At 74.2% G+C, this 26,228-nt stretch carries 25 protein-coding genes and 1 tRNA gene; 8 read left to right on the top strand and 18 right to left on the bottom strand.

Going from position 1 to position 26,228, the window contains the following annotated elements; genetic code table 11:
- The first annotated feature begins 5 nt into the window (after positions 1-5).
- The gene (ispD, locus tag BM093_RS02320; RefSeq protein ID WP_245773242.1) at positions 6-716 is read left to right on the top strand and encodes a 2-C-methyl-D-erythritol 4-phosphate cytidylyltransferase; all 711 of its coding nucleotides are present in this window, start codon (positions 6-8) and stop codon (positions 714-716) included.
- Entirely contained in the window at positions 716-1,186 is a 471-nt protein-coding gene (gene ispF / locus BM093_RS02315; protein ID WP_093336351.1) for a 2-C-methyl-D-erythritol 2,4-cyclodiphosphate synthase, read from the top strand. Before ispD ends, ispF begins: the two co-directional genes overlap by 1 nt.
- Here the strand turns inward: ispF and BM093_RS02310 are convergent.
- The gene (locus BM093_RS02310; protein WP_093336348.1) at positions 1,177-1,602 is read right to left on the bottom strand and encodes a VOC family protein; all 426 of its coding nucleotides are present in this window, start codon (positions 1,600-1,602) and stop codon (positions 1,177-1,179) included. The genes ispF and BM093_RS02310 overlap by 10 nt on opposite strands.
- A gap of 67 nt (positions 1,603-1,669) precedes the next feature.
- Between BM093_RS02310 and cysS the strand changes: the two genes are divergently transcribed.
- Complete coding sequence (gene cysS, locus BM093_RS02305; RefSeq protein WP_093336345.1) at positions 1,670-3,061, top strand: cysteine--tRNA ligase; 1,392 nt, start codon at positions 1,670-1,672, stop codon at positions 3,059-3,061.
- Between the two features lie 14 nt (positions 3,062-3,075).
- Positions 3,076-4,047, top strand: a complete 972-nt coding sequence (gene rlmB / locus BM093_RS02300; protein ID WP_093336343.1) for a 23S rRNA (guanosine(2251)-2'-O)-methyltransferase RlmB — start codon at positions 3,076-3,078, stop codon at positions 4,045-4,047.
- A 16-nt stretch (positions 4,048-4,063) separates the two neighbouring features.
- Here the strand turns inward: rlmB and BM093_RS02295 are convergent, their stop codons facing one another.
- From BM093_RS02295 to BM093_RS02285, 3 genes are read right to left on the bottom strand one after another with little or no spacing between them, the layout of a single operon-like run.
- The gene (locus BM093_RS02295) at positions 4,064-4,909 is read right to left on the bottom strand and encodes a metal ABC transporter permease (protein ID WP_093336341.1); all 846 of its coding nucleotides are present in this window, start codon (positions 4,907-4,909) and stop codon (positions 4,064-4,066) included.
- A complete protein-coding gene (locus tag BM093_RS02290) occupies positions 4,909-5,751 on the bottom strand; it encodes a metal ABC transporter ATP-binding protein (RefSeq protein ID WP_093336338.1) in 843 nt (280 codons plus the stop codon). The genes BM093_RS02295 and BM093_RS02290 overlap by 1 nt, the downstream gene beginning before the upstream one ends.
- A gap of 28 nt (positions 5,752-5,779) precedes the next feature.
- A complete protein-coding gene (locus tag BM093_RS02285; RefSeq protein ID WP_177238221.1) occupies positions 5,780-6,814 on the bottom strand; it encodes a metal ABC transporter solute-binding protein, Zn/Mn family in 1,035 nt (344 codons plus the stop codon).
- 151 nt (positions 6,815-6,965) lie between these two features.
- Between BM093_RS02285 and BM093_RS02280 the strand changes: the two genes are divergently transcribed.
- Positions 6,966-8,069, top strand: coding sequence for a LacI family DNA-binding transcriptional regulator (locus BM093_RS02280; protein ID WP_093336331.1), 1,104 nt, complete (start codon positions 6,966-6,968; stop codon positions 8,067-8,069).
- Between the two features lie 18 nt (positions 8,070-8,087).
- On the opposite strand, the gene otsB is transcribed toward BM093_RS02280, so the two are convergent.
- Genes otsB through BM093_RS02265 form a run of 3 tightly spaced genes read right to left on the bottom strand, consistent with a single transcriptional unit; the run spans position 8,088 to position 11,833 of the window.
- Complete coding sequence (gene otsB, locus BM093_RS02275) at positions 8,088-8,861, bottom strand: trehalose-phosphatase (protein ID WP_245773241.1); 774 nt, start codon at positions 8,859-8,861, stop codon at positions 8,088-8,090.
- Positions 8,858-10,276: an alpha,alpha-trehalose-phosphate synthase (UDP-forming) gene (locus tag BM093_RS02270; RefSeq protein ID WP_093336326.1), complete on the bottom strand. Its 1,419-nt coding sequence runs from the start codon at positions 10,274-10,276 to the stop codon at positions 8,858-8,860. The genes otsB and BM093_RS02270 overlap by 4 nt, the downstream gene beginning before the upstream one ends.
- Before the next feature lie 51 nt (positions 10,277-10,327).
- On the bottom strand, positions 10,328-11,833 hold the full coding sequence (locus BM093_RS02265; RefSeq protein ID WP_245773240.1) for a threonine/serine exporter family protein: 1,506 nt from the start codon (positions 11,831-11,833) through the stop codon (positions 10,328-10,330).
- Between the two features lie 158 nt (positions 11,834-11,991).
- Here BM093_RS02265 and BM093_RS02260 point away from each other — a divergent pair.
- Positions 11,992-12,066 (top strand) — tRNA-Thr (locus BM093_RS02260).
- 55 nt (positions 12,067-12,121) lie between these two features.
- Here the strand turns inward: BM093_RS02260 and BM093_RS02255 are convergent.
- Genes BM093_RS02255 through BM093_RS02240 form a run of 4 tightly spaced genes read right to left on the bottom strand, consistent with a single transcriptional unit; the run spans position 12,122 to position 15,341 of the window.
- On the bottom strand, positions 12,122-13,000 hold the full coding sequence (locus BM093_RS02255; RefSeq protein WP_093336324.1) for a hypothetical protein: 879 nt from the start codon (positions 12,998-13,000) through the stop codon (positions 12,122-12,124).
- A complete protein-coding gene (locus tag BM093_RS02250) occupies positions 12,997-14,391 on the bottom strand; it encodes a hypothetical protein (RefSeq protein ID WP_218162624.1) in 1,395 nt (464 codons plus the stop codon). Before BM093_RS02250 ends, BM093_RS02255 begins: the two co-directional genes overlap by 4 nt.
- Positions 14,384-14,695 carry a DUF6403 family protein gene (locus BM093_RS02245; protein ID WP_093336321.1) on the bottom strand — a complete coding sequence of 104 codons (312 nt, stop codon included), beginning with the start codon at positions 14,693-14,695 and terminating at the stop codon, positions 14,384-14,386. Before BM093_RS02245 ends, BM093_RS02250 begins: the two co-directional genes overlap by 8 nt.
- A gap of 43 nt (positions 14,696-14,738) precedes the next feature.
- Complete coding sequence (locus tag BM093_RS02240) at positions 14,739-15,341, bottom strand: ABC transporter permease family protein (RefSeq protein ID WP_093336318.1); 603 nt, start codon at positions 15,339-15,341, stop codon at positions 14,739-14,741.
- 432 nt (positions 15,342-15,773) lie between these two features.
- On the opposite strand from BM093_RS02240, the gene BM093_RS02235 reads away from it, so the two are divergent.
- Entirely contained in the window at positions 15,774-16,529 is a 756-nt protein-coding gene (locus BM093_RS02235) for an SDR family oxidoreductase (protein ID WP_093336630.1), read from the top strand.
- An 80-nt stretch (positions 16,530-16,609) separates the two neighbouring features.
- Positions 16,610-17,329 carry a TetR/AcrR family transcriptional regulator gene (locus BM093_RS02230; protein WP_093336316.1) on the top strand — a complete coding sequence of 240 codons (720 nt, stop codon included), beginning with the start codon at positions 16,610-16,612 and terminating at the stop codon, positions 17,327-17,329.
- A 12-nt stretch (positions 17,330-17,341) separates the two neighbouring features.
- Here the strand turns inward: BM093_RS02230 and BM093_RS02225 are convergent, their stop codons facing one another.
- The 7 genes from BM093_RS02225 to BM093_RS02195 all read right to left on the bottom strand — a co-directional run bounded on the left by BM093_RS02225 (position 17,342) and on the right by BM093_RS02195 (position 26,107).
- Complete coding sequence (locus BM093_RS02225) at positions 17,342-18,523, bottom strand: low temperature requirement protein A (RefSeq protein WP_093336313.1); 1,182 nt, start codon at positions 18,521-18,523, stop codon at positions 17,342-17,344.
- 96 nt (positions 18,524-18,619) lie between these two features.
- Positions 18,620-19,369, bottom strand: a complete 750-nt coding sequence (locus tag BM093_RS02220; RefSeq protein ID WP_093336311.1) for an enoyl-CoA hydratase/isomerase family protein — start codon at positions 19,367-19,369, stop codon at positions 18,620-18,622.
- On the bottom strand, positions 19,366-20,910 hold the full coding sequence (locus tag BM093_RS02215) for an AMP-binding protein (protein ID WP_093336309.1): 1,545 nt from the start codon (positions 20,908-20,910) through the stop codon (positions 19,366-19,368). Before BM093_RS02215 ends, BM093_RS02220 begins: the two co-directional genes overlap by 4 nt.
- Positions 20,907-22,646: an FAD-dependent oxidoreductase gene (locus tag BM093_RS02210; RefSeq protein ID WP_093336307.1), complete on the bottom strand. Its 1,740-nt coding sequence runs from the start codon at positions 22,644-22,646 to the stop codon at positions 20,907-20,909. The genes BM093_RS02215 and BM093_RS02210 overlap by 4 nt, the downstream gene beginning before the upstream one ends.
- Before the next feature lie 106 nt (positions 22,647-22,752).
- Entirely contained in the window at positions 22,753-23,394 is a 642-nt protein-coding gene (locus BM093_RS02205; RefSeq protein WP_093336305.1) for an aspartate/glutamate racemase family protein, read from the bottom strand.
- Positions 23,395-23,405: 11 nt separating this feature from the next.
- Entirely contained in the window at positions 23,406-24,824 is a 1,419-nt protein-coding gene (locus BM093_RS02200) for an MmgE/PrpD family protein (RefSeq protein ID WP_093336303.1), read from the bottom strand.
- The gene (locus tag BM093_RS02195; RefSeq protein WP_093336300.1) at positions 24,821-26,107 is read right to left on the bottom strand and encodes an MFS transporter; all 1,287 of its coding nucleotides are present in this window, start codon (positions 26,105-26,107) and stop codon (positions 24,821-24,823) included. The genes BM093_RS02200 and BM093_RS02195 overlap by 4 nt, the downstream gene beginning before the upstream one ends.
- Positions 26,108-26,228 lie beyond the last annotated feature (121 nt).

Genomic DNA, 26,228 nt, shown 5'->3' with positions numbered 1-26,228 from the left:
CGCCGGTGGAACGACCGGCCGTGGGGCCGGCCGTCGTCGCGGTACTGCCCGCGGCCGGGTCGGGCCTGCGCCTGGGTGCCGGTGTGCCCAAGGCGTTCGTGGAGCTGGCCGGGGTGCCGATGCTGGTACGGGCCGTCGACGGACTGCTGGCCTCCGGCGTGGTCGACCACGCCGTCGTCGTCGTGCCCGGTGACCAGGTCGCCGCCGCGGACGCGCTGTTGCCCGGACGGCCGGTGACGGTCGTCGCGGGCGGTGCCGACCGGACCGCGTCGGTCGCCGCCGGGCTGTCGGCCATCGGGCCGGACGCCGAGGTGGTGCTGGTGCACGACGCCGCACGCCCGCTGACCCCGGGCCCCGTGGTGGCCCGGGTGGTGGAGGCGGTGCGGGCCGGAGCACCGGCCGTCGTGCCGGTGCTCCCCGTCCCGGACACGATCAAACAGGTGGACGACGCCGGTGTGGTGATGTCCACAGTGGACCGTTCGGCACTGCGGGCGGTGCAGACCCCGCAGGGTTTCCGCCCGGCGGACCTGCGCCGCGCCTACGCCGGCACCCCCGACCCGCGTACCGACGACGCCGGGCTGGTCGAGGCGATCGGGGACCCGGTCACGACCGTGCCGGGCGACCCGCTGGCGTTCAAGGTGACCACGGCGTGGGACCTGCGGATCGCGCAGCTGCTGCTCGCCGGGGCCGCGGCCGGACCGGTGGAGAGGATCTGATGAGGGTCGGGATCGGCACCGACGTGCACCCGGTCGAGACGGGCCGGGACTGCTGGGTCGCCGGGCTGCTGTGGGACGGTGCCGACGGCTGCGCCGGGCACTCCGACGGCGACGTCGCGGCCCACGCCCTGTGCGACGCATTGCTCTCCGCCGCCGGGCTCGGCGATCTCGGCGCGGTGTTCGGCACCGGACGCCCCGAGTGGTCGGGGGCGTCCGGCGCCGCGTTGCTGGCCGAGGTCCGCCGGCTGCTCGAGCGGGACGGCTGGACCGTCGGGAACGCCGCCGTCCAGGTGATCGGGAACGACCCGAAGATCGGCACCCGCCGGGCCGAGGCGGAGCAGGTGCTCGCCGGGGCCGTCGGCGGCCCGGTCTCGGTCTCCGGGACGACCACCGACGGCCTGGGCCTGACCGGGCGGGGCGAGGGTCGGGCCGCCGTCGCCACCGCCCTGCTGCTCCCCGCTCAGGGATAGGCCTCGGCGGTCCGCTGCTGGATCTCCGCCGGCGACAGGCCGCCGGTGCGGGCGCTGATCATCCAGGCGTGCCCGAACGGGTCCGCGAGCCGGCCGCCCCGCTCGCCGTAGGGGTGGTCGGACACCTCGAAGATCACGCTGCCGCCACCGGCGAGCACGGCCGCGGCGACCGCGTCCGGGTCGTCCACGTAGAGCGCGAGGATCACCGCCCCCGGGCCCTGCGGCGGCGGGTCCACGGCATCCCCGTCCTTCACCGCCCAGACCGCGCTCCCGGCGCGGAGCAGGGCGTGCACGACGTTGCCGGAGCCGTCGGTGTAGCGCTCGACGAGCTCGGCGCCGAAGGCCGTGGCGTAGAAGTCGATCGCGGCGTCGGCGTCTGCGACGACCAGCCTCGGGTACAGCTGCTGAACGGTCATGGCGTCGAGCTTGCCGCGGGGGCCCCGCCCGTGTAGTGGAAGAATCGGAGCGCCGTACCCTGGTGATGTGAGCCTCAGACTTCTCGACTCAGCGACCAGGGAGCAGCGCGACTTCACGCCGCTGCGGGCCGGAGCCGTGTCGATGTACGTCTGTGGTGCGACGGTGCAGGGCCTGCCGCACATCGGGCACGTCCGCTCCGGCCTGAACTACGACGTGCTCCGCCGCTGGCTCGCGTACAGCGGGTACGACGTCCTGCTGGTCCGCAACGTCACCGACATCGACGACAAGATCCTGCGCAAGTCGGAGGCCGCCGGGCGGCCCTGGTGGGAGTGGGCGGCCACGCACGAGCGGGCGTTCTCCGCCGCGTACGACGCGCTGGGCTGCCTGCCGCCGTCGATCGAGCCGCGCGCCACCGGCCACATCACCCAGATGGTCGATCTCATCGAGCGGCTGATCGAGCGCGGGCACGCCTACGCCGCCGGCGGGGACGTCTACTTCGCGGTCCGCACCCTGCCCGAGTACGGGACGCTGTCCGGGCAGAAGGTCGACGACGTCCACCAGGGCGAGGGCGAGGCCGGGGGCAAGCGCGACCCGCTGGACTTCACGCTGTGGAAGGCGGCCAAGGCCGGCGAGCCGAGCTGGCCCACCCCGTGGGGTCACGGGCGCCCGGGCTGGCACCTGGAGTGCTCGGCGATGGCGACCGCGTACCTCGGTCCGGAGTTCGACATCCACGGTGGCGGCCTGGACCTGGTGTTCCCGCACCACGAGAACGAGCGGGCCCAGTCGCACGCGGCCGGTGACCCGTTCGCCCGGTTCTGGCTGCACAACGCCTGGGTGACCATGGGCGGCGAGAAGATGTCCAAGTCGCTGGGCAACACGCTGCAGATCGAGGCGCTGCTGCAGCGGGTCCGCCCCGCCGAGCTGCGGTACTACCTGGTCGGGCCGCACTACCGGTCGGCGATCGAGTACTCCGACGCCGCGCTGGACGAGGCGGTGGCCGCCTACCGCCGGGTCGAGTCGTTCGTGAACCGGGTGCGGGAGCGGCACGGGCTGCCCGACCCCTCGCCCCGGGTCCCGGCGGAGTTCGCCGCCGCGCTGGACGACGACCTCGGCACCCCGGTCGCGCTCGGTGTCGTGCACAAGCTGGTGCGGGAGGGCAACACCGCCCTCGACGCCGGCGACGCACGTGCCGCGTCGGAGGCCGCCTCGTGCGTGCGTGCGACGACGGGCGTGCTCGGCCTGGACCCGCTGGCCGCCGGCGGTGCCGCGGACCAGTCGGCCGACGTCGCCCGGCAGGCGCTGGGCACGCTGGTCGAGTCGATGCTCGAGCGCCGCCAGGCAGCGCGTGCCGAGCGCGACTTCGCCACCGCGGACCGGCTCCGGGACGAGCTGCTGGCCGCAGGGGTCGCCGTCGAGGACGGCGCCGGCGGTTCCACCTGGACTCTCAAAGACGCATAGGACGCTCGATAACGATGGCTGGTAATTCCAAGCGGCGCGGCGCGATCCGCAAGGAGGGCACGAAGAAGGGCATGGTCGTCGGCTCCGGCGGCCAGTCCCGTCGTGCGCTGCGCGGCAAGGGCCCGACCCCGCCCGGGGAGATGCGCCCGGGGCACCCGAAGCAGAAGGCCGCCAACCGGCGCGCGGCCCAGCAGGACCAGCAGCGCCGCCGCCCGGTCGCGGGCCGGCGTGGGGACGGCGAGGGCCCGGAGACGGTGCTCGGCCGCAACCCGGTCGTGGAGTGCCTGCGGGCGGGCGTGCCGGCGACGGCTCTGCACGTCGCCACCGGGATGTCCGCCGACGAGCGGGTCGCGGAGGCGGTGGCGCTGGCCGCGGAGTCCGGGATCTCCATCCTGGAGGTACCGCGCAACGACCTGGACCGGATCACCGGCGGGGCGCTGCACCAGGGGCTCGCCCTGCAGGTGCCGCCGTACGAGTACGCCCACCCGGACGACCTGCTCGAGGCCGCCGCCGACTCCGGGCGGCCGGCGCTGGCCGTCGCACTGGACGGCGTGACCGACCCGCGGAACCTGGGCGCGATCGTCCGGTCGGTCGGGGCGTTCGGCGGGCACGGCGTCGTCGTCCCGCAGCGGCGCGCGGCCGGGATGACGGCGGTGGCGTGGCGGACCTCCGCCGGCACCGCGGCGCGCGTCCCGGTGGCCCGGGCGACGAACCTGACCCGGACGCTGCGGGAGTACGCCTCGGCCGGGCTGATGGTCGCCGGGCTCGCCGCGGACGGCGACGTCTCGCTCGACGAGCTCGACCTGGCGACCGGGCCGCTGGTGGTCGTCACCGGGTCCGAGGGCAAGGGCCTGTCCCGTCTGGTGCGCGAGACCTGCGACGTGACCGTGTCGATCCCGCTGGCCGGCGACGTCGAGTCGCTCAACGCCTCGGTCGCGACCGGTGTCGTGCTGGCCGAGGTCGCGCGGCGGCGCCGGCTGGGCTGACGCCTCGGCGGGTCCCTCAGGCGCGCACCGGCGCCCGGCCGCGGAGCCGGGCGACCAGCCGGCACAGCAGGTAGGCGATGAACCCGATCGTCGCCACGAACGCCGACACCGGCAGCCCCGGTGCCAGCGACAGGATCGTCCCGCCGACCAGCGAGACCTCGGCGATGGCGATCGCGAGGAGGGTCGCGAGCACGGGGCTGGCCGTGACCCGGTTGGCCGCGGCACCCGGCACGATCATCACCGAGAGCACCAGGATCGCCCCGACGATCGGCACCGCCAGCGCCGTGACCAGCCCGACCAGCACCGCGAACACCAGCGACAGCGCCCGCACCGGCACCCCGCGGGCGAGCGCGACGTCCGGGTCGGTGCTGGCGAACAGCAGCGGCCGGTGCACCACGAGCAGCGTGGCCAGCACCAGCACCGTGACGGCGCCGAGCACCCACAGGTTCGTGCCGTCGACGGAGACGATCGAGCCGGTGAGCAGGCCGAACCGGTTGGCGGAACGGCCGTCGTACAGCGACAGGAACAGCACGCCCAGGCCGAGCCCGAACGCCATCACGACACCGATCACCGAGTCCCGCTCGCGGCGCCGCAGCCCGAGCACCCCGAAGATCGTCGCCGCGACCACCGCGCCGATCACCGAGCCCAGCCCGATCTCCAGGCCGACCAGCAGCGCGGCGGCGCCACCGGTGAAGGCGAGCTCCGCGGTGCCGTGCACGGCGAACGACATGCCGCGGCTGACGACCAGCGGCGCGAGCAGGCCCGCGACCACGCCGAGCACCGCACACGCGATCAACGCGTTCTGCACGAACGGCTCGCCGAGCAGCTCCAGGGTGTCGTCGAAGGAGAGCAGCTCGTCCATCAGGCGCCACCTCCGACCGCGAGCACGTCCCGCGGCCCGGGGGCCTCGTGGTGGTCGTGCTCCTCGGCGCCGACGACGACCAGCCGGTCGCGCACCCGCAGCACGTCCACCTCGGTGCGGTACAGCTCGGAGAGCACCTCGGAGGTCATGACCTCCGAGGTGGGGCCGATCCGGAACCGGCCGTCGACCAGGTAGAGGACCCGGTCGACCAGCGGGAGCACCGGGTTGATCTCGTGGGTCACGAACAGCACGGCGGAGTCCGCCGCCCGGCGACGCTCGTCGATCAACCGCGTGACGGTGCGCTGATGGGACAGGTCGAGCGAGAGCAACGGTTCGTCGCACAGCAGCACGGCCGGGTCCCCGACGAGCGCCTGGGCGATCCGCAGCCGCTGCTGCTCGCCACCGGAGAGGCGCCCGACGGGTGCGCCGGCGTAGCGGGTGCCGCCCACCTGTTCCAGGGCGCGGTCGACCCGCTCGCGGCGGGTGCGGCGCTCGCGCAGCCATCCGGGACCGAACCGGTGCCCGTCCAGGCCGAGCCCGACGAGGTCGCGCCCGCGCAGCGGCAGATCGGGGTCGAGCGGCTGCTGCTGGGGCACGTAACCGATCTCCGGGCTCCCGCGCCGCGGTACGTGGCCGGCCACCCTGACCTCGCCCTCGGAGAGCGGCAGCAGGCCGAGCAGCACCCGGATCAGCGTCGTCTTGCCGGAGCCGTTGGGGCCGAGCACGGCGACGAACTCGCCGGGTGACACGTCGAGGTCGAGGCCGGACCACAGGGTCCGGTCACCGAAGCGCAGTCCCGCCCCGCGCAGCGAGAGCGCGGGGGGTGCGGCGGTCTGGCTCATCCGGTCCGTCTCCTCCCTCCGTGGTTCCCTACCGGTCGAGCGCGGCACGGAGCTGGTCGAGATTGGCGTTCATCCACAGCACGTAGTCGTCGACCCCTTCGGGCAGGGTCTCGGACATCTCGACCACCGGGACCCCGGCCTCCTCGGCCGCCGTCCGGACCTGGTCGGTGCTCGTGGAACCCGTCTGGCTGTTGACCACCAGTGCGTCGACCGGCGGCTGGGCGCGGAACAGGTCGAGCGTCCGGGCGACGACGGCGGCCGGCGGGTCGTTCCCCTCCTCGACCGCCGACGTGAACTCCGGCGGCGTCACGTTCTCCACGCCCGCGGTGTGGAGCAGGTGCTCCGGTACGGGCTCGGTGACCGCGACCCGGGCGCCCGGGTGCGTGCGCCCGATGTCGGTGGCCTTGGACGTCAGCTGCTGCAGGCCGCCGCGCAGTGCCTCGGCGTTGGTGTCGTAGTAGTCGGTGTGCGCCGGGTCGATCGTCGTCAGCTGCTGGGCGAGCGCGTCGGCGACCTGCTGCACGGCCGTCAGGTTGTACCAGACGTGCTCGTTGCCGGCGCCGTGCTCGTGCTCGTGCCCGGCGGCGGCCTCGCCCTCGTGCTCGTGCCCGGCCTCGCCCTCGTGCCCGGCGGCGGCCTCGCCCCCGTGCTCGCCCTCGTGCTCGTGCTCGTGGCCGCCTTCGCCGCCCGAGACCTCCACGGCGTCGATCACCGGGGCGTTGCCGGTCGAGGCGCCGACGAGGTCGGTCATGAACGCGTCGTACCCCCCGCCGTTGCGCACGATCAGCTGTGCGTCGCCGACCGTGGTCGCGTCGGCCGGGGTGGCCTCGTAGCCGTGCGGGTCGACGCCGGGTGAATCGATGATCGACTCCACCTGGACGAGGTTGCCGCCGACGGCACGTGCCACGGCCCCCCAGGCATCGGTCGAGGCGACCACGGAGACCTGCGGGGTGTCGGGGGTGCTCGGGGTGTCGGTCTGGCTCGACCCGCACGCGGTCAGGGCCAGGGTCAGTGCGACCGGCCCGGCCACGAGCGCGGCCGTACGGAGCGGGTGTCGGGACACGAACGGACCTCTCATCAACATATCGACATGTCACTATCGAAAATCGTTCTCAATTCACTCTACAGGCGGAGGTGCCCGCTGCCGATGTGATCCGCGTGGCGGGCCCGGGGTGGCCTTCCACGTGCGTGACCGCGCGGCTACCGTTCGGAGGATGACCGGTCCCCCGCATCCGCGGCGTCCGGCGACGCTGGCGTCGCTGGCCGCCGAGCTCGGCGTGTCCCGGACGACCGTGTCGAACGCCTACAACCGGCCCGACCAGCTGTCGGCGCCGCTGCGCGAGCGTGTCCTGGAGGCGGCCCGCCGCCTCGGCTACCCCGGCCCGGACCCGGTCGCCCGGTCGCTGCGCACCCGTCGGGCCGGCGCGGTGGGGCTGCTGCTCACCGAGGCGCTCAGCTACGCGTTCCGCGACCCCGGCGCGACCGGGTTCCTGGAGGGCCTGGCGCTGGCCTGCGAGAAGGCCGGGACCGGCCTGCTGCTGGTGCCGGTCAGCCCCGAGCACTCCGACGTCGACGCCGTGTACAAGGCGGGCGTCGACGGGTTCGTCGTCTACTCGGTCAGCGAGGACGACCCGCACTTCCGCGCCGTGCTGCAGCGGCCGGTCCCGACCGTGGTGTGCGACCAGCCGGCCGCCGTCGAGGGCGTCGACCGGGTCGGGGTGGACGACCGTGCGGGCACGCTCGCGCTCGGCAGGCACCTGGTGGAGCTGGGGCACCGGCGGATCGGCGTGCTGTGCATGCGGCTCGGCTCCCGCCGCCACGACGGGCCCGCCGACCTCGCCCGGCAGGAGGGCGGTTCCTACAGCGTGCAGCGGGAGCGGCTCGCCGGGCTGCGCGAGGCGTTCACCGAGGCCGGCGTCGACTGGTCGTCGGTCCCGGTGATCGAGCGGTTCGAACACACCGCGGAGGCCGGTGCGGACGGCGCGGCCGCGCTGCTGGAGGCACACCCGCGGATCACCGCGCTCGTCTGCACCTCCGACATCCTCGCCCTCGGCGCGCTCGGGGAGGCCCGTGAGCGTGGCCTCCGGGTGCCCGAGGACCTGTCGGTCGCCGGGTTCGACGGCGTGCCCGAGGCCGACCGGGTCGGGTTGACCACGGTCCGGCAGCCGTTCCGGGAGAAGGGCCGCGAGGCCGGCCGGCTGCTGCTCGAGCGCGGCGACCGGAACATCTCCGAGCAGGTCACCCTCCCGACCGAGCTGGTCACGGGGACGACGACGCGGGCGCTGCGCCAGTCCGGGGAGTTCTTCTCCGGCTGGTGAGGACGCCGGCGGGGCCGGTCAGCCCCGCCGGGCCACGAGGTCGTCGAGCACGCCGGTCAGCTCGTGCGGATCCGCCACCCGGTGCCCGGCCGCCGTGTCGCCGTCGCCGACCTTGATCCCGACGTCGCCGGCGCGCAGCATCCGGAAGACGGACTCGTCGGTGACGTCGTCCCCGGCGAACAGCACCGCGTCGGCTCCGAGCACGTCGCGCAGCGCGGCGACCGCCGACCCCTTGGTGGTCCGCAGCACCGCCAGGTCCAGGACGTCCTTGCCCTCGGTCGCGTCGACGCCGTCGCGCACCCACTCGGCCGCGACCCGCTCCAGCAGTGCCGTCCCGGCAGCCGGGGCCATCCCGCGCACGTGCACCGCCGCACCGGCAGGCTTGGTCTCGAGCCGGGCGCCGGGCGTCCCGTCGACCACCTCCCGCAGGCCCGCCAGCAGCTCGGTGCGGCGCCGGGCCTGGGCCTCGGTCAGCACCCCGTCCTTGCCGAGCCGGGCGGCGAGCTCCGGATCGAACTCGGCGCCGTGGCTGCCGACCAGCCCGACCGGCGGGCCGAACCCGGACACGGTCGCGAGGTCGTCGAGGCCGCGCCCGGAGACCATGACCACGGTCGTCGTGTCGTGCCCGGCGAGCCGGCGGACCGCCCGCGCGGACCCCGGCAGCGGGCGGGAGTCCGACGGGTCGTCCACCAGCGGGGCGAGCACCCCGTCGAAGTCGAGCGCGACCAGCAGCCGGCCCACCCGGGCGACCCGGTCGAGCGCCTCGTCCAGCGTCACGGGGCCTGCCCTCACGCGTCCACCTGCACACCCAGCGCGGTCAGGAAGGAGCGGGCCCAGCGGTCGACGTCGTGGTCGAGGACCTGACGGCGCAGCGTCCGCATCCGCTTGGCGGCCTCCTCCGGCGGCATCGTCAGCGCCGTGTACAGGGCCTCCTTGACGCCGTCGGTGTCGTGCGGGTTCACCAGCAGCGCGCTGGTGAGCTCGATCGCGGCGCCGGTGAACTCGGAGAGCAGCAGGACGCCGCCGTCGTCGTGCCGGCAGGCGACGTACTCCTTGGCGACGAGGTTCATGCCGTCCCGCAGCGGTGTCACGAGCATGACGTCCGCGGCGAGGAAGAACGCGGCCAGCTCCTCGCGGGGCAGCGACCGGTGCAGGTAGTGCACCGCCGGGTGACCGACCCGGGCGTACTCGCCGTTGATCCGCCCGACCGAGAGCTCGATCTCGTCGCGCATCTGCCGGTAGTGCTCGACCCGTTCCCGGGACGGCGTCGCGAGCTGGATCATCACGGCATCGTCGACCGTGACGCGCTCCTCCTCGAGGAGCTCGTGGAAGGCGCGCAGCCGGACGTCGATGCCCTTGGTGTAGTCCAGCCGGTCCACCCCGAGGATGATCTTGGTCGGGTTCCCGAGCTCCCGGCGGACCTGGGCGGCGCGCTCGACGACCTCGCTCGCCCGGGACACCTCGTCGAGGTGCTTCGAGTCGATCGAGATCGGGAAGGCGCCGAGCCGGATCCGCCGGTCGCCGTAGTGGACGGACTCCGGGTCGTCGTCCGGGGAGGCCCCGGCGAGCTCCTGGGCGAGCCAGTGGAAGTTGCGGACGCCGCCGTCGGTGTGGAAGCCGATGACGTCCGCGCCGAGCAGCCCCTCCATGATCCGGGTCCGCCAGGGGAGCTGGCGGAACAGCTCGACCGGCGGGAACGGGATGTGCAGGAAGAAGCCGATGCGCAGGTCCGGGCGCAGCTCGCGCAGCCGGCCGGGCACCAGCTGGAGCTGGTAGTCCTGCACCCAGACCGTCGCACCGTGCGCGGCGACCCGGGCGACCTCCTCGGCGAATCGCTGGTTGACCGCGGTGTAGGCGCGCCACCAGTGCCGGTGGAACTGCGGCTGGGCGACGACGTCGTGGTAGAGCGGCCACAGCGTGGCGTTGGAGAAGCCCTCGTAGTACTCCTGCACCTCCTGTGCGGACAGCCGCACGGGGAACAGCGACAGGCCGTCCTGGGCGAACGGCTCGACGTCGACGTCCGGGACGCCGGGCCAGCCGACCCAGGCGCCCTCCCGTGCCCGCAACGTCGGTTCCAGCGCCGTGACCAGGCCACCCGGGCTGCGCTTCCAGCCGACGCTCCCGTCCGGGCGCTCCTCGTAGTCCACGGGCAGCCGGTTGGCCACCACCACCAGATCCGCCGCGGTCACCGGTTCGCCGCTGGTCACATACCCTCCTCGACGCGCGGGCCCGGGCTCGTCCCCGGCCCGCCGCCGAGCCTACTTCGGTTCCGCGGGTACCGGCGCGGTGTCGGCGGCCTCCGGCCGCTCCGGGGTGGGGGTCGGGGCCTGCATGAAGCCCGAACCGGTCGACGAGACCGACGACGGCGAGTCGTTGGACGGGGTCTCCTCCGGCGTGCGCTGCGGGCGGGTGATGAAGATGCCCAGCGCCACGCCCGCGGCCAGCGCGAGCCCGCGCGCCAGCGCGACGGTCACCGTGACCAGTCCTTCGGAGACGCCCTCGACGGCCAGCTGGTAGAAGCCCTGGTAGGCGGCGAGACCGGGCAGCAGCGGGGTGACGCCGGCCAGCGTGATGACCATCGACGGGGTGTCGGTGCCCCGGCGCAGCAGCCCGGCGACCAGGCCGACGACCAGCGCCGCGGCGCCGGTGGAGGGCACCGGTCCGACGCCGATCACCTGGGTCATCAACCCGTAGACCGCCCAGCTGGCCCCGCCGACGGCGCCCGCGATCGGCAGCGACTTCAGCGGCGAGTACCCGGCGAGCGCGTAGAACGCCGCCGCCGTCGCACCGGACATCATCGACAGTCCGAACTGCCCGACGCTGGAGGGCAGATCCCCGGACACCTCGATCGTCACGTCGAACTGGAAGCCCAGTTGCAGGCCGAGGACGACCCCGGTCAGCAGCCCGGCCGAGAGCAGTGAGATCTCCACGATCCGCGCGGCCGAGGTCAGGTAGTAGCCGGTCAGGGCGTCCTGCACGGTGCTGACCACGCTCAGCCCGGACAGCAGCACCGTGATGCCCGCCGCGACGATGAACGATGGTCGGGTCCCGGCGGGGAACAGGCCGACCGCGATCAGCAGGATCGTCGAGGCGGTGACGAGGAACCCGCCGAGCGCCTGCTGGAAGAACGCCGCGACGCCCAGCCGGGACAGGAAGCGCCCGATCCGGTCGATGATCGCGGTCGTGACGAAGGCGGCGGTCGCGGTGACCGGCCCGCCACCGAGCAGCAGGGCGATCGAGGCGGCCAGGCCGGCCCAGCCGACCGTCGCGATCCAGCGCGGGTAGGGGTGCGGGCTGCGCATGACCTCGGAGACCCGGGAGGAGGCCGCGCGCACGTCGAGCCGGCCCGCCTCGATGTCCCGGACGACCTGCTCGGTCTCGGCGAGCCGGGAGAGGTCGAGGGTGCGGTAGCGGACCAGGCGCATGGTGGTGACCGGCTGGGCCGCGTTCCCGCGGTGGCAGCACATCGTGATCGAGGTGAACGTGATGTCGACGTCGACGGCGGGCAGGCCGGCCGCGTTGGCCAGGCGCAGCATCGTGGCCGTCACCTCGTCGACCGACTCCCCGGACGACAGCTCGATCTCGCCGATCCGCATGCACAGGTCGAGGACCTGCTGGACCTGGGCGTCGTCGGGCACCTGGGGGCCGAGCATGAGCATCGGCACCGTCGACGGGCCGGGGGTCAGCAGCCGCTTGGCGTCGCGGCGCAGCGCGCCTCGCAGCCGCCGCGCGAACCGGTCGGCTGTCGGCCTGTCCTCGGCCACGATCCCCGTCACCTCCGTCTGGATGTCTGCTCGGCTCCCCACCAGGCTAGAGCCGGGGCCCGCGCCGCCTGCGGCGGCACGGCCGGGCCCACACCGTGCGACGGATGGGCAGGCCAGGAGGTTGCGACGACGGCAGAGCCGTTACGCTGGGATCACCCGCCGGTGTAGCTCAGTGGTAGAGCAACTGTCTTGTAAACAGTAGGTCGTCGGTTCGATCCCGACCTCCGGCTCCACGCGTGACCATCCCGGCCGAGGGTCTCGCAGGGCGCGCTGGACGGTCGACCGGCTCTACTCCAGTCCGCGCAGATCCCCGGACAGCGCCTTGGCACGGCTGATGAACTGTTCGTAGTCGGGCCGGCCGTCGCGGTCGGCGGCCGTGATGTCGTCGAGCAGGGTGGAGTAGGCGACGGCGAGGCGGGTGTGGCGGGCGGCGCGCTTGTGTCCGGGCCGCCCGTCGAGGTCGATGATCTGTCGCGCGACGAGTGCCATCTCGGCGCTCAGCACGGCGCGGGTGTCGTCGGACTCCTCGCGGCGGACGCTGCTCGCCGCCGCCTGGGCGCCTGCCCGGTGCGCCGCGAGGTACAACACGAGCGCGCCGCCGACGACCGCGGTGATCGCGGCGGCGGCGATGAGGTAGCGCGGCAGGGACGGGCTGAACGTGCGGGCGTCGTCGGGCAGGACCTCGAGGTCGACCAGCTGGTCGTAGTTGAGGACGACGACCTTCAGCGCGTCCAGCGGCCGGTCGACGAACCCGTCGATCCCGGCGCCGATCCTGGATTCCGCGACCGCCCGTTCGCCGAAGCCGCCGTCGTCGACCTCCCCGCCCGCGAGGAAGCCGCAACCGTAGGTGTCGAACTCGTCGCCGTCGCGGGCCATCGCCAGCACCAGGGTGCCCGCGGCCGCGTTGCCCAGCGCGTCGCACTCCGCGCTCAGGTCGGCACCGGGCTCGGGCATCACGACGACGAGCCGCCGGTTGCCGATGATCCGCTCGGCGGCCGCGGTGTCGAGCTCGATCCCGGGCGCGGAGTAGACCGACGTCGTGCGCACCGTCCGGGCAGCGGGACCCTCGAACAGACCTGCGGTCCACAGTGCCCAGATCGCCAGCAGCAGGCAGGCCACGGTGCCGAGGCCGAACCACGTCCACAGCTGCCGCATGATCGGTTTCATGCCCGCTGCCTCCGGAGGTAGTCGGCGGGCCGATAGCCGTCGAAGGGGACGGCCCGGCCGATCCGGTCGAGTTCGGCGGCGGCGTCGTCGAGCAGCGTGTTGATGTGCTTGTCGGGCAGAGACTTCGCGACGGCGTCGCGGGCGGCCTGCAGGTGCACGACCGCGCGGGCGAGCGCAGGGTCCTCGGCCCGATCGGTGAGCCCGGAGACCTCGACGGCCAGCGCACTCAGCCCGCCCAGCCGGGCGGCCGTGCCCAGCGGTCTGCTCGCGTTGCGGCGCAGCAGGGGCCGCGCAGACAGTGCGAGCAGGAGCGCCGCGGAGCCCGCGAAGATCCAGGGGAGGGCGGGCAGCGTGACGGTGAGCGGGTCGAACGGCGTGTACGGCAGCGGCCGGTCGAACAGCCCCGCGTAGCGGACGTCGGCGATCCGGCCCAGGAACAGGCGCAGTGAGTTGCTCTGGGGGTACTGGCCTCGGCCGAGCACGCTCCCGAACTGCGAGTAGTACCCGGCCGAGACGACGTCGGCGAAGTCGGCCGCGTGCGGGCCGTGGTACTCGATCCACGAGCCGTACAGGACGACGATCGGCGTCTCCGGGAACTGCCGGGTGAGCGCGGGGCCGTAGTCGGGTGCCGGTTCCTCGAGCGGCTGGACGGGGAACGCGGCGTACAGCGCCGGCACGTCCCCGAACGCCTCGGCCGATGCCTCGGCCGGCACGTCGGTCAGCGACGCGCCGGGCGCGACGAACCGGCCGGTGGCGCGCAGCTGCGTCGTGACGACCTCGAGTTCGTCGGCGGTCGGTTCCCGCCGCTCGTCCGCGGGACCTTCGACCGGCGCGTCGCCCGCCCCGGTCAGCTGATTGATCAGCGTGACCAGGGACACGGTCACGTCGTGGCGGCCGAACTGTGCCCGCCACTCGTCGAGGGTGCTCGGGGCGACCTCGTAGATACCGCCGGACACCCGCGTTCCGTCGATCGTGAGGACGGTCGTGTTCTCGTCGTCCTCGAGTTCGCGGCGGACTTCGGAGTCGACGTCCCCGAGCGCCGACCGCTGCTCCTTGGTGAGCCCGGGCGGTGTGGCGATGATCCGGACGTCGCGGCCACCGCCGGCCTGCCGCACCCGCTCCGCGTCCCACGAGGCGATGGAGCCGGGCAGCCGGACGACCGGCTCCGCGGACAGCATCGCCGCCATCTCCCCGGCCGAGGGCAGGCTGACCGTCGGCAGTTCGGCCGGCTCGGCCTCGGGCTGCTCGCGCCCGCCGGGGGATCCGTAGGTGACCTCCGCACCCCGGCCCTGGTCCTGCACGAAGAAGACGACGCAGCCGATCGCGACGGCGGCGAGCACGACGCGTACGAACTGGGTGATCAGCGATCTGCGGAACGTGCGGTCATTCACCGGCGGCCGCCCGCCACAGCCGGTCGGCCCGCCGGGCCTGTTCGGTCGCAGTGCGCGCCGCACGGGCGCCGCCACCGTGGGCGAGGATCGCCTCCGCCCTGGCCAGCGCCTGCGCGGCCGCATCCGGCCGATCGACGCATGCGTCGCGGCTCACCGTCGCACTCTCGATCGCCGCCCGCGCGGTCGACCACGCGACCTCCCGGCCGGACGCGCGGGCCCGCAGCCTCGGCACCAGCGCGACGCCGAAGCCGGCGACGAGGATCAGGCCGCCCGCGAACACCCAGATCAGCCAGGACGACGACACGGCGGCTCCATGATCACGCGGCCGAATCGTAGACAGGCTGTGATCACCTGCCGGCGGCGGGCAGCGTGTCTCTGCTCTCCCCACGTCTGGCGAGAGCTCCCGGGGAGCGGGAGTTGCAGCCGGGCTCCGACATGGACCGACGGTCAGCGCCGGGGTCTCCCGTGCCCGTGTCCGGTGGCATCTGATCGCGTGCGACCAGCAGGAGGCCGAACACGAACACCGGGACGGCCTCGCGCAGCAGCGCCAGCGTCAGGATCGCGCTGCGCAGCCGCTCGGAGCGGGTCAGCTCCACGACCAGGCCGAGGCCCAGCGCCAGGACGGGCGAGACGAACAGGGAGATCCCGGCCAGCGAGAGCGTCGCGGGGATCCGGTCCATGACCACGTCGAACGCGGACCCGCCGCCGCGTAGCGACTCCCCGAAGTCCAGCCGGAACATGTCCCCGAGGTAGCTCAGGAACTGCACGATGATCGGCTGGTCCAGGCCCAGCGCCCGGCGGAACTCGGCGGCGTCGGCCTCGGTTGCGGTGGCGGGGAGCAGCAGTGCGGTGGGGTCGCCCGCGATCCGGGCGAGGACGAACGTCAGGGCGACGACCAGGAAGATCGTCAAGGCGGCCTGTGTGGACCGGCCTGCGAGGTAGCGCGCCATGGGGGACCTCCTCAGCGGGGCCGGGCCCGGGTGCTCCCCGGGCCCGGCCGTCGGGCCTATCCCGCCTCGCCCGGCACCGATCCCGCCTCGCCCGGCACCGATCCCGCCGAGATGCAGCTCAGCGTCGTGTCGAGATCGACAATTCGCGCTGAGCTGCAACTCGGTGCGGGTGTTCCGGGCACGGACGATCCTCTGGCCGGGTCCGCGTGTGTCTGCGTGTGTCTGTGCGTGTCCGTGCGTGGCCGCGTGTGTCTGCGCGTGTCCGCCGTCGAGGCCGCCGCGCAGGCGCACGACCGTGCCGAACGCGGCACATCCGGGGCACGGTGGTGCTCACGGTCGGCTGATCGCCCGCTCGGCAGCGTCCGGCGGCCCGGTCGACGGCATCCTGTATCAATGTTACGTTCATGCTGACAATCGATACAGGAGGTGCCGATGACCGCGCACACGCTGCAGGGCAAGAACGTGCTCGTCGCCGGGGGCGGCAAGAACCTGGGCGGGCTGATCAGCCGCCAGGCCGCCGAGGCCGGGGCGAACGTGGCGATCCACTACAACTCCGAGTCCTCCCGGCCGGAGGCCGAGGAGACGCTGAAGGCGGTCGAGGCGGCGGGTCGTGAGGGTGTGCTCCTGCGCGGGGACCTGACCGTCCCGGCGGCGGTGGAGCAGGTCTTCGCCGACGCGGCCGGATCGCTCGGGCCGATCGACGTCGCCGTCAACACCGTCGGCAAGGTCCTCCGCAAGCCGATCGTGGAGACCACCGAGGACGAGTACGACGCGATGTTCGACATCAACTCCAAGGCCGCCTACTTCTTCATCAAGGAGGCGGGCCGCACCGTCGCCGACAACGGCAAGGTGATCACCATCGTCACCTCGCTGCTCGCGGCGTTCACCGACGGCTACTCGACCTACGCCGGTGGCAAGTCGCCGGTGGAGCACTTCACCCGGGCGGCGGCCAAGGAGTTCGGCGAGCGCGGCATCTCGGTGAACAGCGTGGGCCCGGGCCCGATGGACACCCCGTTCTTCTACCCGCAGGAGACCCCGGAGCGGGTCGAGTTCCACAAGTCGATGGCGATGGGCAACCAGCTCACGAAGATCGAGGACATCGCGCCGATCGTGCGGTTCCTGGCGACCGAGGGCTGGTGGATCACCGGTCAGACGATCTTCGCCAACGGCGGCTACACGACCCGCTGACGCCTGCGGCGACGGCACTGCCCTGCGTCGGCCCTGCCCTGCGGCGGCGCCGCCCGCAGTCGTCGTCATACAGTCGTGCCATGGGTGAGCAGCAGTCCGGCGGCACCCGCGACCGGCTCCTCCGGGCCGCCGCGGACCTCATCGCCGCCGCACCGGGTGAGGCGGTGCCGCTGCGCGCGATCTGCGACGCGGCCGGTGTCCGGCTGCCCACCCTCTACCACTTCTTCGGCAGCAAGGAGGGGCTGCTCGACGCCGTCGTCGAGCACGGCTTCGAGCAGTACCTCGCCCAGAAGGAGGCGCAGGAGCCCAGCGGGGACCCGATCCGCGACATCCGGGACGGCTGGGACGCGCACGTGGCGTTCGGCCTGGCCAACCCCGGGTTCTACGCGCTCATGTACGGGCAGGTGACGCCCGGGCGCCGGCCGGTCGCCCAGGACCGTCCCGCGAAGGCGCTGCTGGGGCTGGTCCGGGAGGCCGACCGGCGGGGCCGGCTCGTCGTCCCCCCGGAGCAGGCCGCCGACCACGTCCTGACCGCGAACGTCGGCGTGACCCTGCGCCTGATCGTCGCGGGACGGCCCGACCCGGAGCTGTCGGCCGCCGTGCGGGAGGCGACCCTCGCCGCGATCACCGGTGGTGACGGCCGGGGGCCGGGGGCGGCCGTCGGCATCGGGGAGGCCGCCGCCACGATCCTGCGCGAGCTGCCCGACGACAACGCGGTCGTCGGGCACCCGGAGACCGTGCTGCTCAAGAAGTGGCTGGCCGCCGTCGCCCGGGACGGCGATCCCGCCGGGCGCTCGTGACCGTCCCGGGGCTCAGGCCGCGGCCGCCGCGCGGTCGGTCCGCAGCTGGCTGACCACGGCCAGTGTCGCCGTCACCGCCAGCACGGCCAGCCCGACCAGCAGCGGCGGCAGCGTGTGCCCGAGCGCGAGCGCCACCACCCCGATCACGAGCAGCGCGCCCACGGCGACGAAGCGGTCCCGGGCGACCGCCCCGGTGCGCGAGCGCAGGAACAGGATGTTGCCCGCGAGGTAGATCAGCGGGCCGCCGACGGTGGTGAGCACCAGCGCCGGGCCGGTCTCGGCGTGGGTGATCCGCAGCTCGATCGACACGGCGACGACGATGGCCCCGGCCACCATGAGCGCGTGCGCGTAGGCGAACGCCGACCGCAGCGCCGCGGTGCTGCCGTCGCCCCGCTCGCTGGCGACCGTGTCGTGGCCGGCGAGGGCGAAGTAGGCCCACCACAGCACGAACAGCCCGGCGAAGCCGAGTACGGTCGTGAGCAGCGCCGGGCCCGTCACCTCCGCCAGGTCGGACAGCGTGAATCCCATGATCAGGATGGACTCGCCGAGCGCGATGATGAACACCAGCCGGTTCCGCTCGGCCAGGTGCGCCGGATCGGTCGGCCAGGTGTGCATCGGCGCCGAGCCGAGCCCGGGCACCCGGAAGTCGGCCATCGGAGCGGCGACGTCGACCGCCAGCGCGACGATCCACACGACCAGCCGCAGCTCGGCCGGCAGGAACGCGCCCACCAGGAACAGGACCGCGGCCACGATGCTCCACACGCAGAGGTTGCGGTAGTTGCGTGCCAGTACGTGGCCGCGCATGGCGACCCACATGAACGCCGCCCGGCCGACCTGGGCCGCGGCGTAGCAGGCGGCGAACAGCAGGCCGTCCTCGGCGAAGGCGTGCGGCAGGCCCAGCGCCATGCCGAGCGCGGCCAGCATGAGCAGCGCGTTCAGTACCCGGACCACGCCGCTGCGCGGGTCGAGCCAGTTCATCGCCCACGCCGAGTAGTTCCACACCCACCACACCGCACCGAACAGCAGCGCGGTCTCGAGCACGCCGAGCGGGCTCAGGTGCGCCAGCAGCGTGTGGGAGACCTGGATGATCGCGAAGACGTAGACGAGGTCGAAGAACAGCTCGATCGGGGCGACCTCGGAGCGGTCCGCGTCGTCCGGCCGCATCAGTCGCGGCCGCGTCCCCGGTGTGGTCATCGGTCCCTCCTCGTCCGTGTCGCGGCAGCGTCCGGACCGCCGCAGCCCGTGTCGCCGCACAACGTAGAGGGTGTATCGCCGATATAGGAACCGGGGTCAGCGGGCGCGGAACGCCGCGACCCGCTCGGCGTGCTCCGGGGTGGTGAACAGCAGCACCGTGGCCTCCAGGGCCTCCGCGAAGCCCTCGCCGGTGCCGCGGTTGGCGAAGACCTTCCCGACCTCGACGGCCAGCGGCGGCAGCTCGGCCATCTCGGTGGCGAGGGCGACGGCGGCGTCGAGGAGCTCGCCGTCCCGGTGCACCTCCTGGACCAGCCCGGCCCGCTCGGCGGTGGCCGCGTCGATCGTGCGTCCGGTGAGGGCGAGCATCCGGGTCCAGTGCCTGCCCATCACGTCCGGTCCGCGGACGATGCCCCAGCCGGGGGTCAGGCCGACCGTGGGCTCCTTGAAGGCGAAGGCCGCGGACTCGCCGGCCAGCACGACGTCGCAGGCGAGGGTCAGCTCGGTGCCCCCGCCGTAGGCGATGCCGTTGATCGCGCCGATCACCGGGACCGGGCAGCGTTCGACGGCGCTGAAGGCGTCGAAGACGAGGCGGGTGTGGGTGCGCAGCCGCGCGGTGTCGCCGGCCATGTCGTGGAAGCCGTCGATGTCCCCGCCCGCGGAGAACGCCCGGCCGGCCCCGGTGAGCACCGCGGCCCGCACGTCGGGGTCGCGGCCCAGCTCCTCGGTGACGGCGATGAGCTCCTCGAAGAACAGCGGGTCCATCGCGTTCAGCTTGTCCGCCCGGTCGATGGTCACCAGGGCCACGCCCGGACCGGGCCGGGTCAGGGCGAACCGCTCGTAGCTCATCGGGCCTCCCGGTCCCAGGTGTCGGCCGTGACACCGGCGTCGCGCAGCACGTACTTCTCGGTCCGCTGGCTCGGGGTGAGCGGCAGGGCGTCGACGAACCGCACGTACCGGGGTACCGCGAACTCGGTGACCCGCCCCGCGCAGTGTGCCGCGATGCCGGCGGCGTCGACCCGCTGCCCGGGCGCGAGCACGACGGCGACCATCACGTCCTCCTCGGACAGTGCCGATGCGACGCCGTAGGCCGCCACGGCCTCGACGGCGGGGTGGGTCAGGACGGCCCGCTCGATCTCCCACGACGAGATGTTCTCCCCGCGCCTGCGGATCGAGTCCGAGAGCCGGTCGACGAAGTACAGGTAGCCGTCGGCGTCGATCCGGCCGCGGTCGCCGGTGTGGAACCACAGGCCCCGCCAGGCGTGCACGGTCTCCTCGGCCATGTCGTGGTAGCCGCTGAACAGCGCCCCCGGCACCCGCGGCCGGCACACGATCTCGCCGACCTCGCCGGCCGGCACCTCCTCGCCCGCGGGGTCGACCACCCGGACCTCGTGCCCGGCGGCGGGCCTGCCCGCCGCGCCGAGCCGGCGGGTCCCGGGCGGTCCCTCCACGATCAGCGGGGCCTCGGTGCTGCCGTAGATCTCGGTGAGCCGGATCCCGAACCGGCGCTCGACGTCGTCGACGATCTCGGGCGGGCAGGGCGCCCCGAACCCGGCGCGGACGGGGTTGTCCGCGTCGTCGGGGAGTTCCGGCCTGCCGTGCAGCAGCGACAGCATCGCGCCCTGGAAGTTGAACACGGTGATGCCGTGCTCGCGGCAGGTGCCCCAGAACCGGCTCGCCGAGAAGTGGCGGTCCAGCACCAGGCCGCCGCCGACCAGCAGCGCCGGGAGCACCGAGGTGAACCGGGCGTTCGAGTGGAACAGCGGGAACACCGAGTAGAGCCGGTCGGCGGCGGTGTAGTCCATCAGCGACACGACGCGCCGGGCCAGCCACACGCCGGTGCGGTGGCTGAGCCGCACGCCCTTCGGCGGGCCGGTCGTGCCGGAGGTGTAGAGGATCACCGCGGTGGCGTCCGGGTCCACCGTGGGCAGCCGCGCCGGGTCGCCGTCGAGGCCGGGCAGGTCGTCCTCGGTGACCAGCACGTGCCGCACCCGCGGCGGGCGGGCGGCCTCGATCAGCGGCAGGAACTCCCGGTCGGTGACGACGACCGTGGCGCGCGAGTGCGCGAGCAGGTGCTCCAGCAGGTGCCCACGGGTGGCGGTGTTGAGCGGGACCTCGACCAGCCCGGCCCGGGCGATCCCGAACCAGGCCGCGAGCGAGCCGATGCTCGCCCGCATCATCAGGCAGACGTGCGCCCCCGGCTCGAGCCCGAGCCCGAGCAGCCCCGCCGCCACGCGCCCGGCCCGCCGGTCGAGCTCGGCGGGGGTGGTCGGCTCACCCGCCACGACCCACGGGGTGTCGCCCGCGTGCGTGGCGAGCAGGTCCCCCGTCGCCACGGCATCCGTCACTGCGACGGCGTCCGGCGCCGGCCCGGCGGCCGCCTGCGTCATCCGGCGACCCCCGCGGCGAGCTCGCCCGCCACCAGGTAGGCCAGCGTGATCCCGCGCCCGAGCGCGAACCCGCTGTTGTAGCCGGTGCCGGTCGTGGTCAGCGCCGCGCACGAGCCGACCGCGTACAGGCCGGGCACGGTGCCGCCGCGCTCGTCGAGCACCCGGCCGTCGCCGTCGATGCGGACACCGCTGGACCCGATCCCGGTCCCGACGAACTTCAGCCGCAGCCCGTGGAACGGCGGTTGCTCGAGCGGTCCCAGCACGGGGCACGGCGTCTGCTCCGGGTCCCCCGCGAACCGGTTGACGTAGGTGACGGTGCCCCGGCCGAAGTCGGGGTCCTCGCCGCGGGCGGCGTTGCGGTTGAACGTGGCCGCGGTGTGTTCCAGCTGCGCTCCGTCGACCCCGAGCCGGTCACCGAGCTCGCGCAGCGACGGCGCGGAGGTCACCCGGCCCGCGGGGTACTCGCCCCCGGGCGGGGTGGTGGCCAGGCCGTACTTGATCCGGTGCCGGTCGTCCCAGACCAGGAAGAACGGCAGGTGCGGGTCGTCGGGGTCGAGCGTCCTGGCGACGATGTCGACCCAGTACGAGTCGTTGCAGTACCGCCGCCCGGCCCGGTCGACGATCATCGAGTGCGGCAGCGCGTACTCCGGCCCGTAGCCGTACCCGGTCCCGGCGTCGGACTCCCAGCCCGGCAGGATCGGCACGCTGGTGGCGGGGATCCGGGCGGTCGCCCCGCCCACCGAGCGGGCGAGCGTGATGCCGTCGCCCCGCAGGCTCTCCGGGGCGACGCTGCCGAAGTCCTCCGGTTCCAGGCCGAGCATCTCCCGCACGAGGTCGGGGTTCCAGTCGTAGGTGCTCGTGGCCAGCACGACCGGCCCGTGCAGCTCGACCGGCCCGCCGGGCCCGTCGGCGCGCACGCCGGTCACGCCGCCCGCGTCGCGCAGCAGCGCGGTGACCGGGTGCGCGGTACGGATCTCGATGCGGTCCTCGGCGAGTGCCCGGGCCAGGAAGGCGGCGACCACACCGGTGCCGAACGTCAGCGGGTCGGCACCGTCGTCGCGCCCGGGTGCGGCCCGCCCGTCGGCGATACCGAAGGCGGGGACCCCCGCGTGGTCGGGCACCGACCGTTCCCCGGCGCCGGCGTCCCCGGAACCGTTCTCGCCCGAACTCGTGTCCTCGGAGCCGGCGACGTGCGCGGCGCGCCGTCCGGTGCGGAACATCTCGGCGTAGGTGGTGCCGACCGGGAAGTACGGGCTCACCCGCAGGCGCTCCCGCCACGGGCCGAGCACGCTGCCGTCGACGACCTCGTTGGTGAGGTAGCGGCCGGCGTCGAGCGCGCCGTCGGCCTCGTCGTGGTAGTCGGCGAGGCCGGGGATCACCGTCCACCGGATCGCGCCCACGTCCTCCCAGTACCGCACGGCCTCCGGCGCGGTCCGGATCCAGCGCAGCATCGCCTGCTCGTCGAGCACCTCCGGGTGCGCGCGGGCGATGTCGCGGACGTAGCGCTCGGTCGCCGCCAGGTCGTCGGTGATGCCCTCGCGGGCGGCGACGTGGTTGGCGCCGCACCAGATCTGCCCGCCGGAGTAGGCGGCCGCGCCGCCCACCAGCTCGGCGGCCTCCAGCACGACGGCGCGGCGGCCGCGCAGCGCCACGCCGAGCGCCGTCGCGATCCCGGAGAGGCCCGCACCGACGACGATGACGGGGCGGTCGGACGTGTCAGTGGTCGGGTCGGTCACGAGGCCTCCTGGCTACCTACCATCCGTTTGGCAGTCAGTCAGCCTAGCGGTCCGACCGGCCCGGGCCAAGGTCGTCGTCGGAGGACGGGTCACCGGTGCGCGGGGCTCACCGGTTCGCGGCGAGCGCCCCGAGCACCCCCAGCCCGGTCCGGATCGGGTCCAGCACCAGCGGCATCCCCGGTTCGGGCGGGCCGGTGTCGACCGCCGAACACCCGTTGACGACGGCGGTCAGCCCGGCCTCGCGGGCGGCCAGCAGCGCGGGGCGCATCGCGGCGGCCCACCGGTCGGCGTCGTCGATGTCGGTCACGTCCAGGTCCAGCACCGCCACCTCGTGGAACGACCCGGACCAGCCGTAGGCGGCGATCCGGCGCTGCAGCTCGTCGGCGATCGTGCGGTTGCGGGTGACGGCGCCGATCCGGTGCCCGGCGGCGACCGCGGCCCCGACGGTCAGCCGCAGCAGGCCGAGCACCGGCGGCCCGGCCGGGTCGGCCGCGCCGGCCGGGACGGCGGGGTCGAGCACGCAGTCCGGGAGGACGGCGTCGCACGCCGGCGCGGCGGCCAGGGCCTCGGCGACGAGCGTCTCCGAGCGCCGCAGGTCGGCCTCGCCCTCCAGCGCGCGCGGCCCGTCGGGGCCGAGGTCGGTGAGCACCACGCGCACACCGGCCGGGGCGAGCGCGTCGTAGCGGGCCTGCCGGCGGGCGACCTCGGCCTGCCCGACCGTGATCGGGGTGACGGAGTGGACGAGCACGGGTGTTCCTCTCATCGCGGGTGGGCGAGCGCGCCGAGCGAGCGCAGCGCCTCGCCGGCGTCGGGCGCCGCGGGCAGCGCGGCGCAGCGGTCCCGGAGTCCGGCGAGCAGGCCGGGGTCGGCGAGCAGATCGGAGCCGGTCAGCAGGTCGCCGAGGACGCGCACCCGGTCCTCGGGGGTGAACGGGTGGTGGGCGACGTCGCCGACCGGGTTGGGTCGTTCCGCGACCAGCCGGTCGCCGCCGGTGGTGGTGACCGTGACCCGCGCGGGACGCTCGGCGGGCAGCCGTGCGTCGAGGTCCGCGGCGACCCGCACCGTGACCCGGCGGGCCAGGTCCGCGGTGACCGGGTCGGCCAGCGCCTCGGCGGACACGTCGGCGGGGACCATCCGGCCCCGGCGCAGCGCCGTGGCCACGGTGAACGGCAGCGAGAACATCGCGGCCAGCGGGGTCGGCCAGGACGTCCGGTCGAGCGCGGCGCCGAGCGAGTGGACCTCGACCAGCACCTGCTCGATCCCGCCGCACCCGTCCCCGGCCTGCTCGCGCAGGTCCAGGGCGGCGTCGACGGCGGCGTGGGTGAACGAGCACGACGAGTGCTGCTTGAAGTAGCCGCCGAGGATCTCCCACGACGCGGGGTCCGGCCCGGAACCGAGCCCCGAGGCCAGAACCGCGGGGTCGAGGCTCCCGAGCAGCTCGCCGAGCGAGTCGGCGGCCACCCCGGTCGGGTGCCCGGTCCCGGACGCGGCCAGCCGGGCCGCGGCGAGCCCGGACTGGTTCGCCGCGCCCATCCAGTGGTCGCGGACCGGGTTGCCGTCCAGCGCGGCGGCGAACGGCCCCGCGACCGGCAGGCCGCTGCCGGCGTCGATCGCGGTCGCGGTGTCCGCGGCGGACAGTCCCAGCACCCGGGCGCAGCCGGCCGCCGCCCCGGCGATGCCCCAGTTGCCGTGCGGGTGGGTGCCCGGCCGCAGCCGGGTGGCGCGCCCGAACCGGGCGGCCACCTCGTAGGCGGCGAGCAGTGCGCAGCACAGCTCCTCGCCCGGGACGCCGCGGCGTGCGGCCAGCGCGAGGACGGCCGGGAACCCGTGGGCCGCCGGGTGGCCTGCGGCGAGCCGGTGCCCGTCGTCGAGCTCGAGCCGCACCGAGGCGGTGGCGTTGAGCCACGCGGCGGCGTCGACCGCGACCTCGCGCCCGGTCCCGAACAGCGGGGCCGGTCCGGCGGGCGGGTCCCAGGCATCGACCAGGGCCCGCTGGGCGGGTTCGCGGGCACCGAGGGTGGTGACCGCGACGGCGTCGACGAGCACGGTCACCACCCGCTCGCGGACCTCGTCCGGCACGTCGGCCCAGCGCAGGCCAGACACCCACGCGCCGAGGCGGGTGACGGCCGACCGGACCGCCGGGCGGAGGGTGTCGCGGTCCGGTCCGCCGCCCGTCACGCCGGGTTGCCCGCGGCCTCGGTGGCGGAGGCCGCCGTGCGGGCGGGCTCGCGCGGGACCAGCAGCATCAGCAGCGCGCCGGCCACGGCCAGCCCGGCCATGACGACGAAGCCGCTGGTGAAGCTCCCGGTGCCGGCCACGATGAAGCCCATGACCGAGGGGGCCACGATCCCGGACGAGGCGAACGCGGCGTCGGCGAACCCGGCCGCGCTGCCCGGCTGGTCCGGGGCGGCGTCGATCGCCGCGACCCACCAGATCCCGCCGGTGACGAAGCCGAAGCCGACACCCAGCGAGATCGAGATCAGCGCGACGGTCAGCGTCGGCGAGATCGCCAGCGGCACCAGCGAGCACCCGGCCAGCAGCAGCGCCGCACCCATCACGGCGAACCGGCTGCGGATCCGCGGGCTGCGGCGGTAGACCCGGTCGACGATGACGCCGCCGGCCAGCGCGCCGACGATGCCGCAGGCCCACGGCGCGATCGAGAACGCGCCGGCCTCCTTGAGGCTGAGCCCGTAGCCCTCGGACAGGAACGACGGCAGCCAGTACATGAAGGCCCAGAACATGAAGCCCCACGCGAAGTAGCCGCCGGAGACGACCCAGAGGTTCCGGTTGGTCAGCAGCGGGCGCCAGCGCACCCGGGAGCGGCCCGCCCCGGCGTCGGCCTCCTGCCCCTCGGCAATCAGCGCCCGCTCGGCCTCGCTCACCCGGGACGACTCCTCGGGCAGGTCGCGCAGCAGGGTGAGGGCGAACAGCGCCCAGACCACGCCGAGGATCGCCAGGGTCCAGAACATCCCGCGCCAGCCGACGAGGTCGGTGAGCCAGGTCAGCAGCGGGCCGGAGATCAGCAGGCTGCCGGAGACCGCGACGCCGCCGCAGAGCGCCAGCGCGACCCCGCGCTCGCGGACCGGCAGCCAGCGGCTCACCGTGCGGGTGGCGGCCGGGAACGCCGGCGCCTCACCGATCCCCAGCAGCAACCGGATGACCAGCAGCCCGGCGAACGAACCGGCGATCGGGATCAGCGCCGTGGTCACCGAGAACAGTGCGACGGCGACCAGCAGCACCCGGCGGGTCCCGAACCGGTCGACCAGCGGCCCGGACAGGAATGCCGCGATCATGTATCCGAGCGAGAAGACGGAACTGATGATCCCGTACTGCGCGGTGGTGATCCCGAATTCCTGCTCGAGCGGTTCGACCGCGTAGGAGACCGCGCTGCGGTCGATGTAGTTGATGATGATGAGGCCGACGACCAGCCCCAACGTCACGAAGCGGAACCGGGTACTCATGATCGCTTCCCTTGAATCGGATCCGTTCGTCGACGGATTCGTCGTTCCGCTCGGCGGAACAATATGGACATCATTGTCATGCAATTCTCGGTGTGCTCAGCTGATCACGTCAATGAACTAC

Origin of the sequence: Pseudonocardia ammonioxydans (assembly GCF_900115005.1) — a bacterium.
Lineage (GTDB): Bacteria > Actinomycetota > Actinomycetes > Mycobacteriales > Pseudonocardiaceae > Pseudonocardia > Pseudonocardia ammonioxydans.
This window is presented reverse-complemented; position numbering and strand designations above follow the sequence as displayed.

What these genes read in the sequence shown, in the direction of transcription:
- ispF (WP_093336351.1), top strand. Translation starts at nt 716, where the DNA reads ATGAGGGTCGGGATCGGCACCGACGTGCACCCGGTCGAGACGGGCCGG.
- BM093_RS02310 (WP_093336348.1), bottom strand. Translation starts at nt 1,602, where the DNA reads ATGACCGTTCAGCAGCTGTACCCGAGGCTGGTCGTCGCAGACGCCGAC.
- rlmB (WP_093336343.1), top strand. Translation starts at nt 3,076, where the DNA reads ATGGCTGGTAATTCCAAGCGGCGCGGCGCGATCCGCAAGGAGGGCACG.
- BM093_RS02295 (WP_093336341.1), bottom strand. Translation starts at nt 4,909, where the DNA reads ATGGACGAGCTGCTCTCCTTCGACGACACCCTGGAGCTGCTCGGCGAG.
- BM093_RS02290 (WP_093336338.1), bottom strand. Translation starts at nt 5,751, where the DNA reads ATGAGCCAGACCGCCGCACCCCCCGCGCTCTCGCTGCGCGGGGCGGGA.
- BM093_RS02280 (WP_093336331.1), top strand. Translation starts at nt 6,966, where the DNA reads ATGACCGGTCCCCCGCATCCGCGGCGTCCGGCGACGCTGGCGTCGCTG.
- BM093_RS02255 (WP_093336324.1), bottom strand. Translation starts at nt 13,000, where the DNA reads ATGAAACCGATCATGCGGCAGCTGTGGACGTGGTTCGGCCTCGGCACC.
- BM093_RS02240 (WP_093336318.1), bottom strand. Translation starts at nt 15,341, where the DNA reads ATGGCGCGCTACCTCGCAGGCCGGTCCACACAGGCCGCCTTGACGATC.
- BM093_RS02235 (WP_093336630.1), top strand. Translation starts at nt 15,774, where the DNA reads ATGACCGCGCACACGCTGCAGGGCAAGAACGTGCTCGTCGCCGGGGGC.
- BM093_RS02230 (WP_093336316.1), top strand. Translation starts at nt 16,610, where the DNA reads ATGGGTGAGCAGCAGTCCGGCGGCACCCGCGACCGGCTCCTCCGGGCC.
- BM093_RS02225 (WP_093336313.1), bottom strand. Translation starts at nt 18,523, where the DNA reads ATGACCACACCGGGGACGCGGCCGCGACTGATGCGGCCGGACGACGCG.
- BM093_RS02220 (WP_093336311.1), bottom strand. Translation starts at nt 19,369, where the DNA reads ATGAGCTACGAGCGGTTCGCCCTGACCCGGCCCGGTCCGGGCGTGGCC.
- BM093_RS02215 (WP_093336309.1), bottom strand. Translation starts at nt 20,910, where the DNA reads ATGACGCAGGCGGCCGCCGGGCCGGCGCCGGACGCCGTCGCAGTGACG.
- BM093_RS02195 (WP_093336300.1), bottom strand. Translation starts at nt 26,107, where the DNA reads ATGAGTACCCGGTTCCGCTTCGTGACGTTGGGGCTGGTCGTCGGCCTC.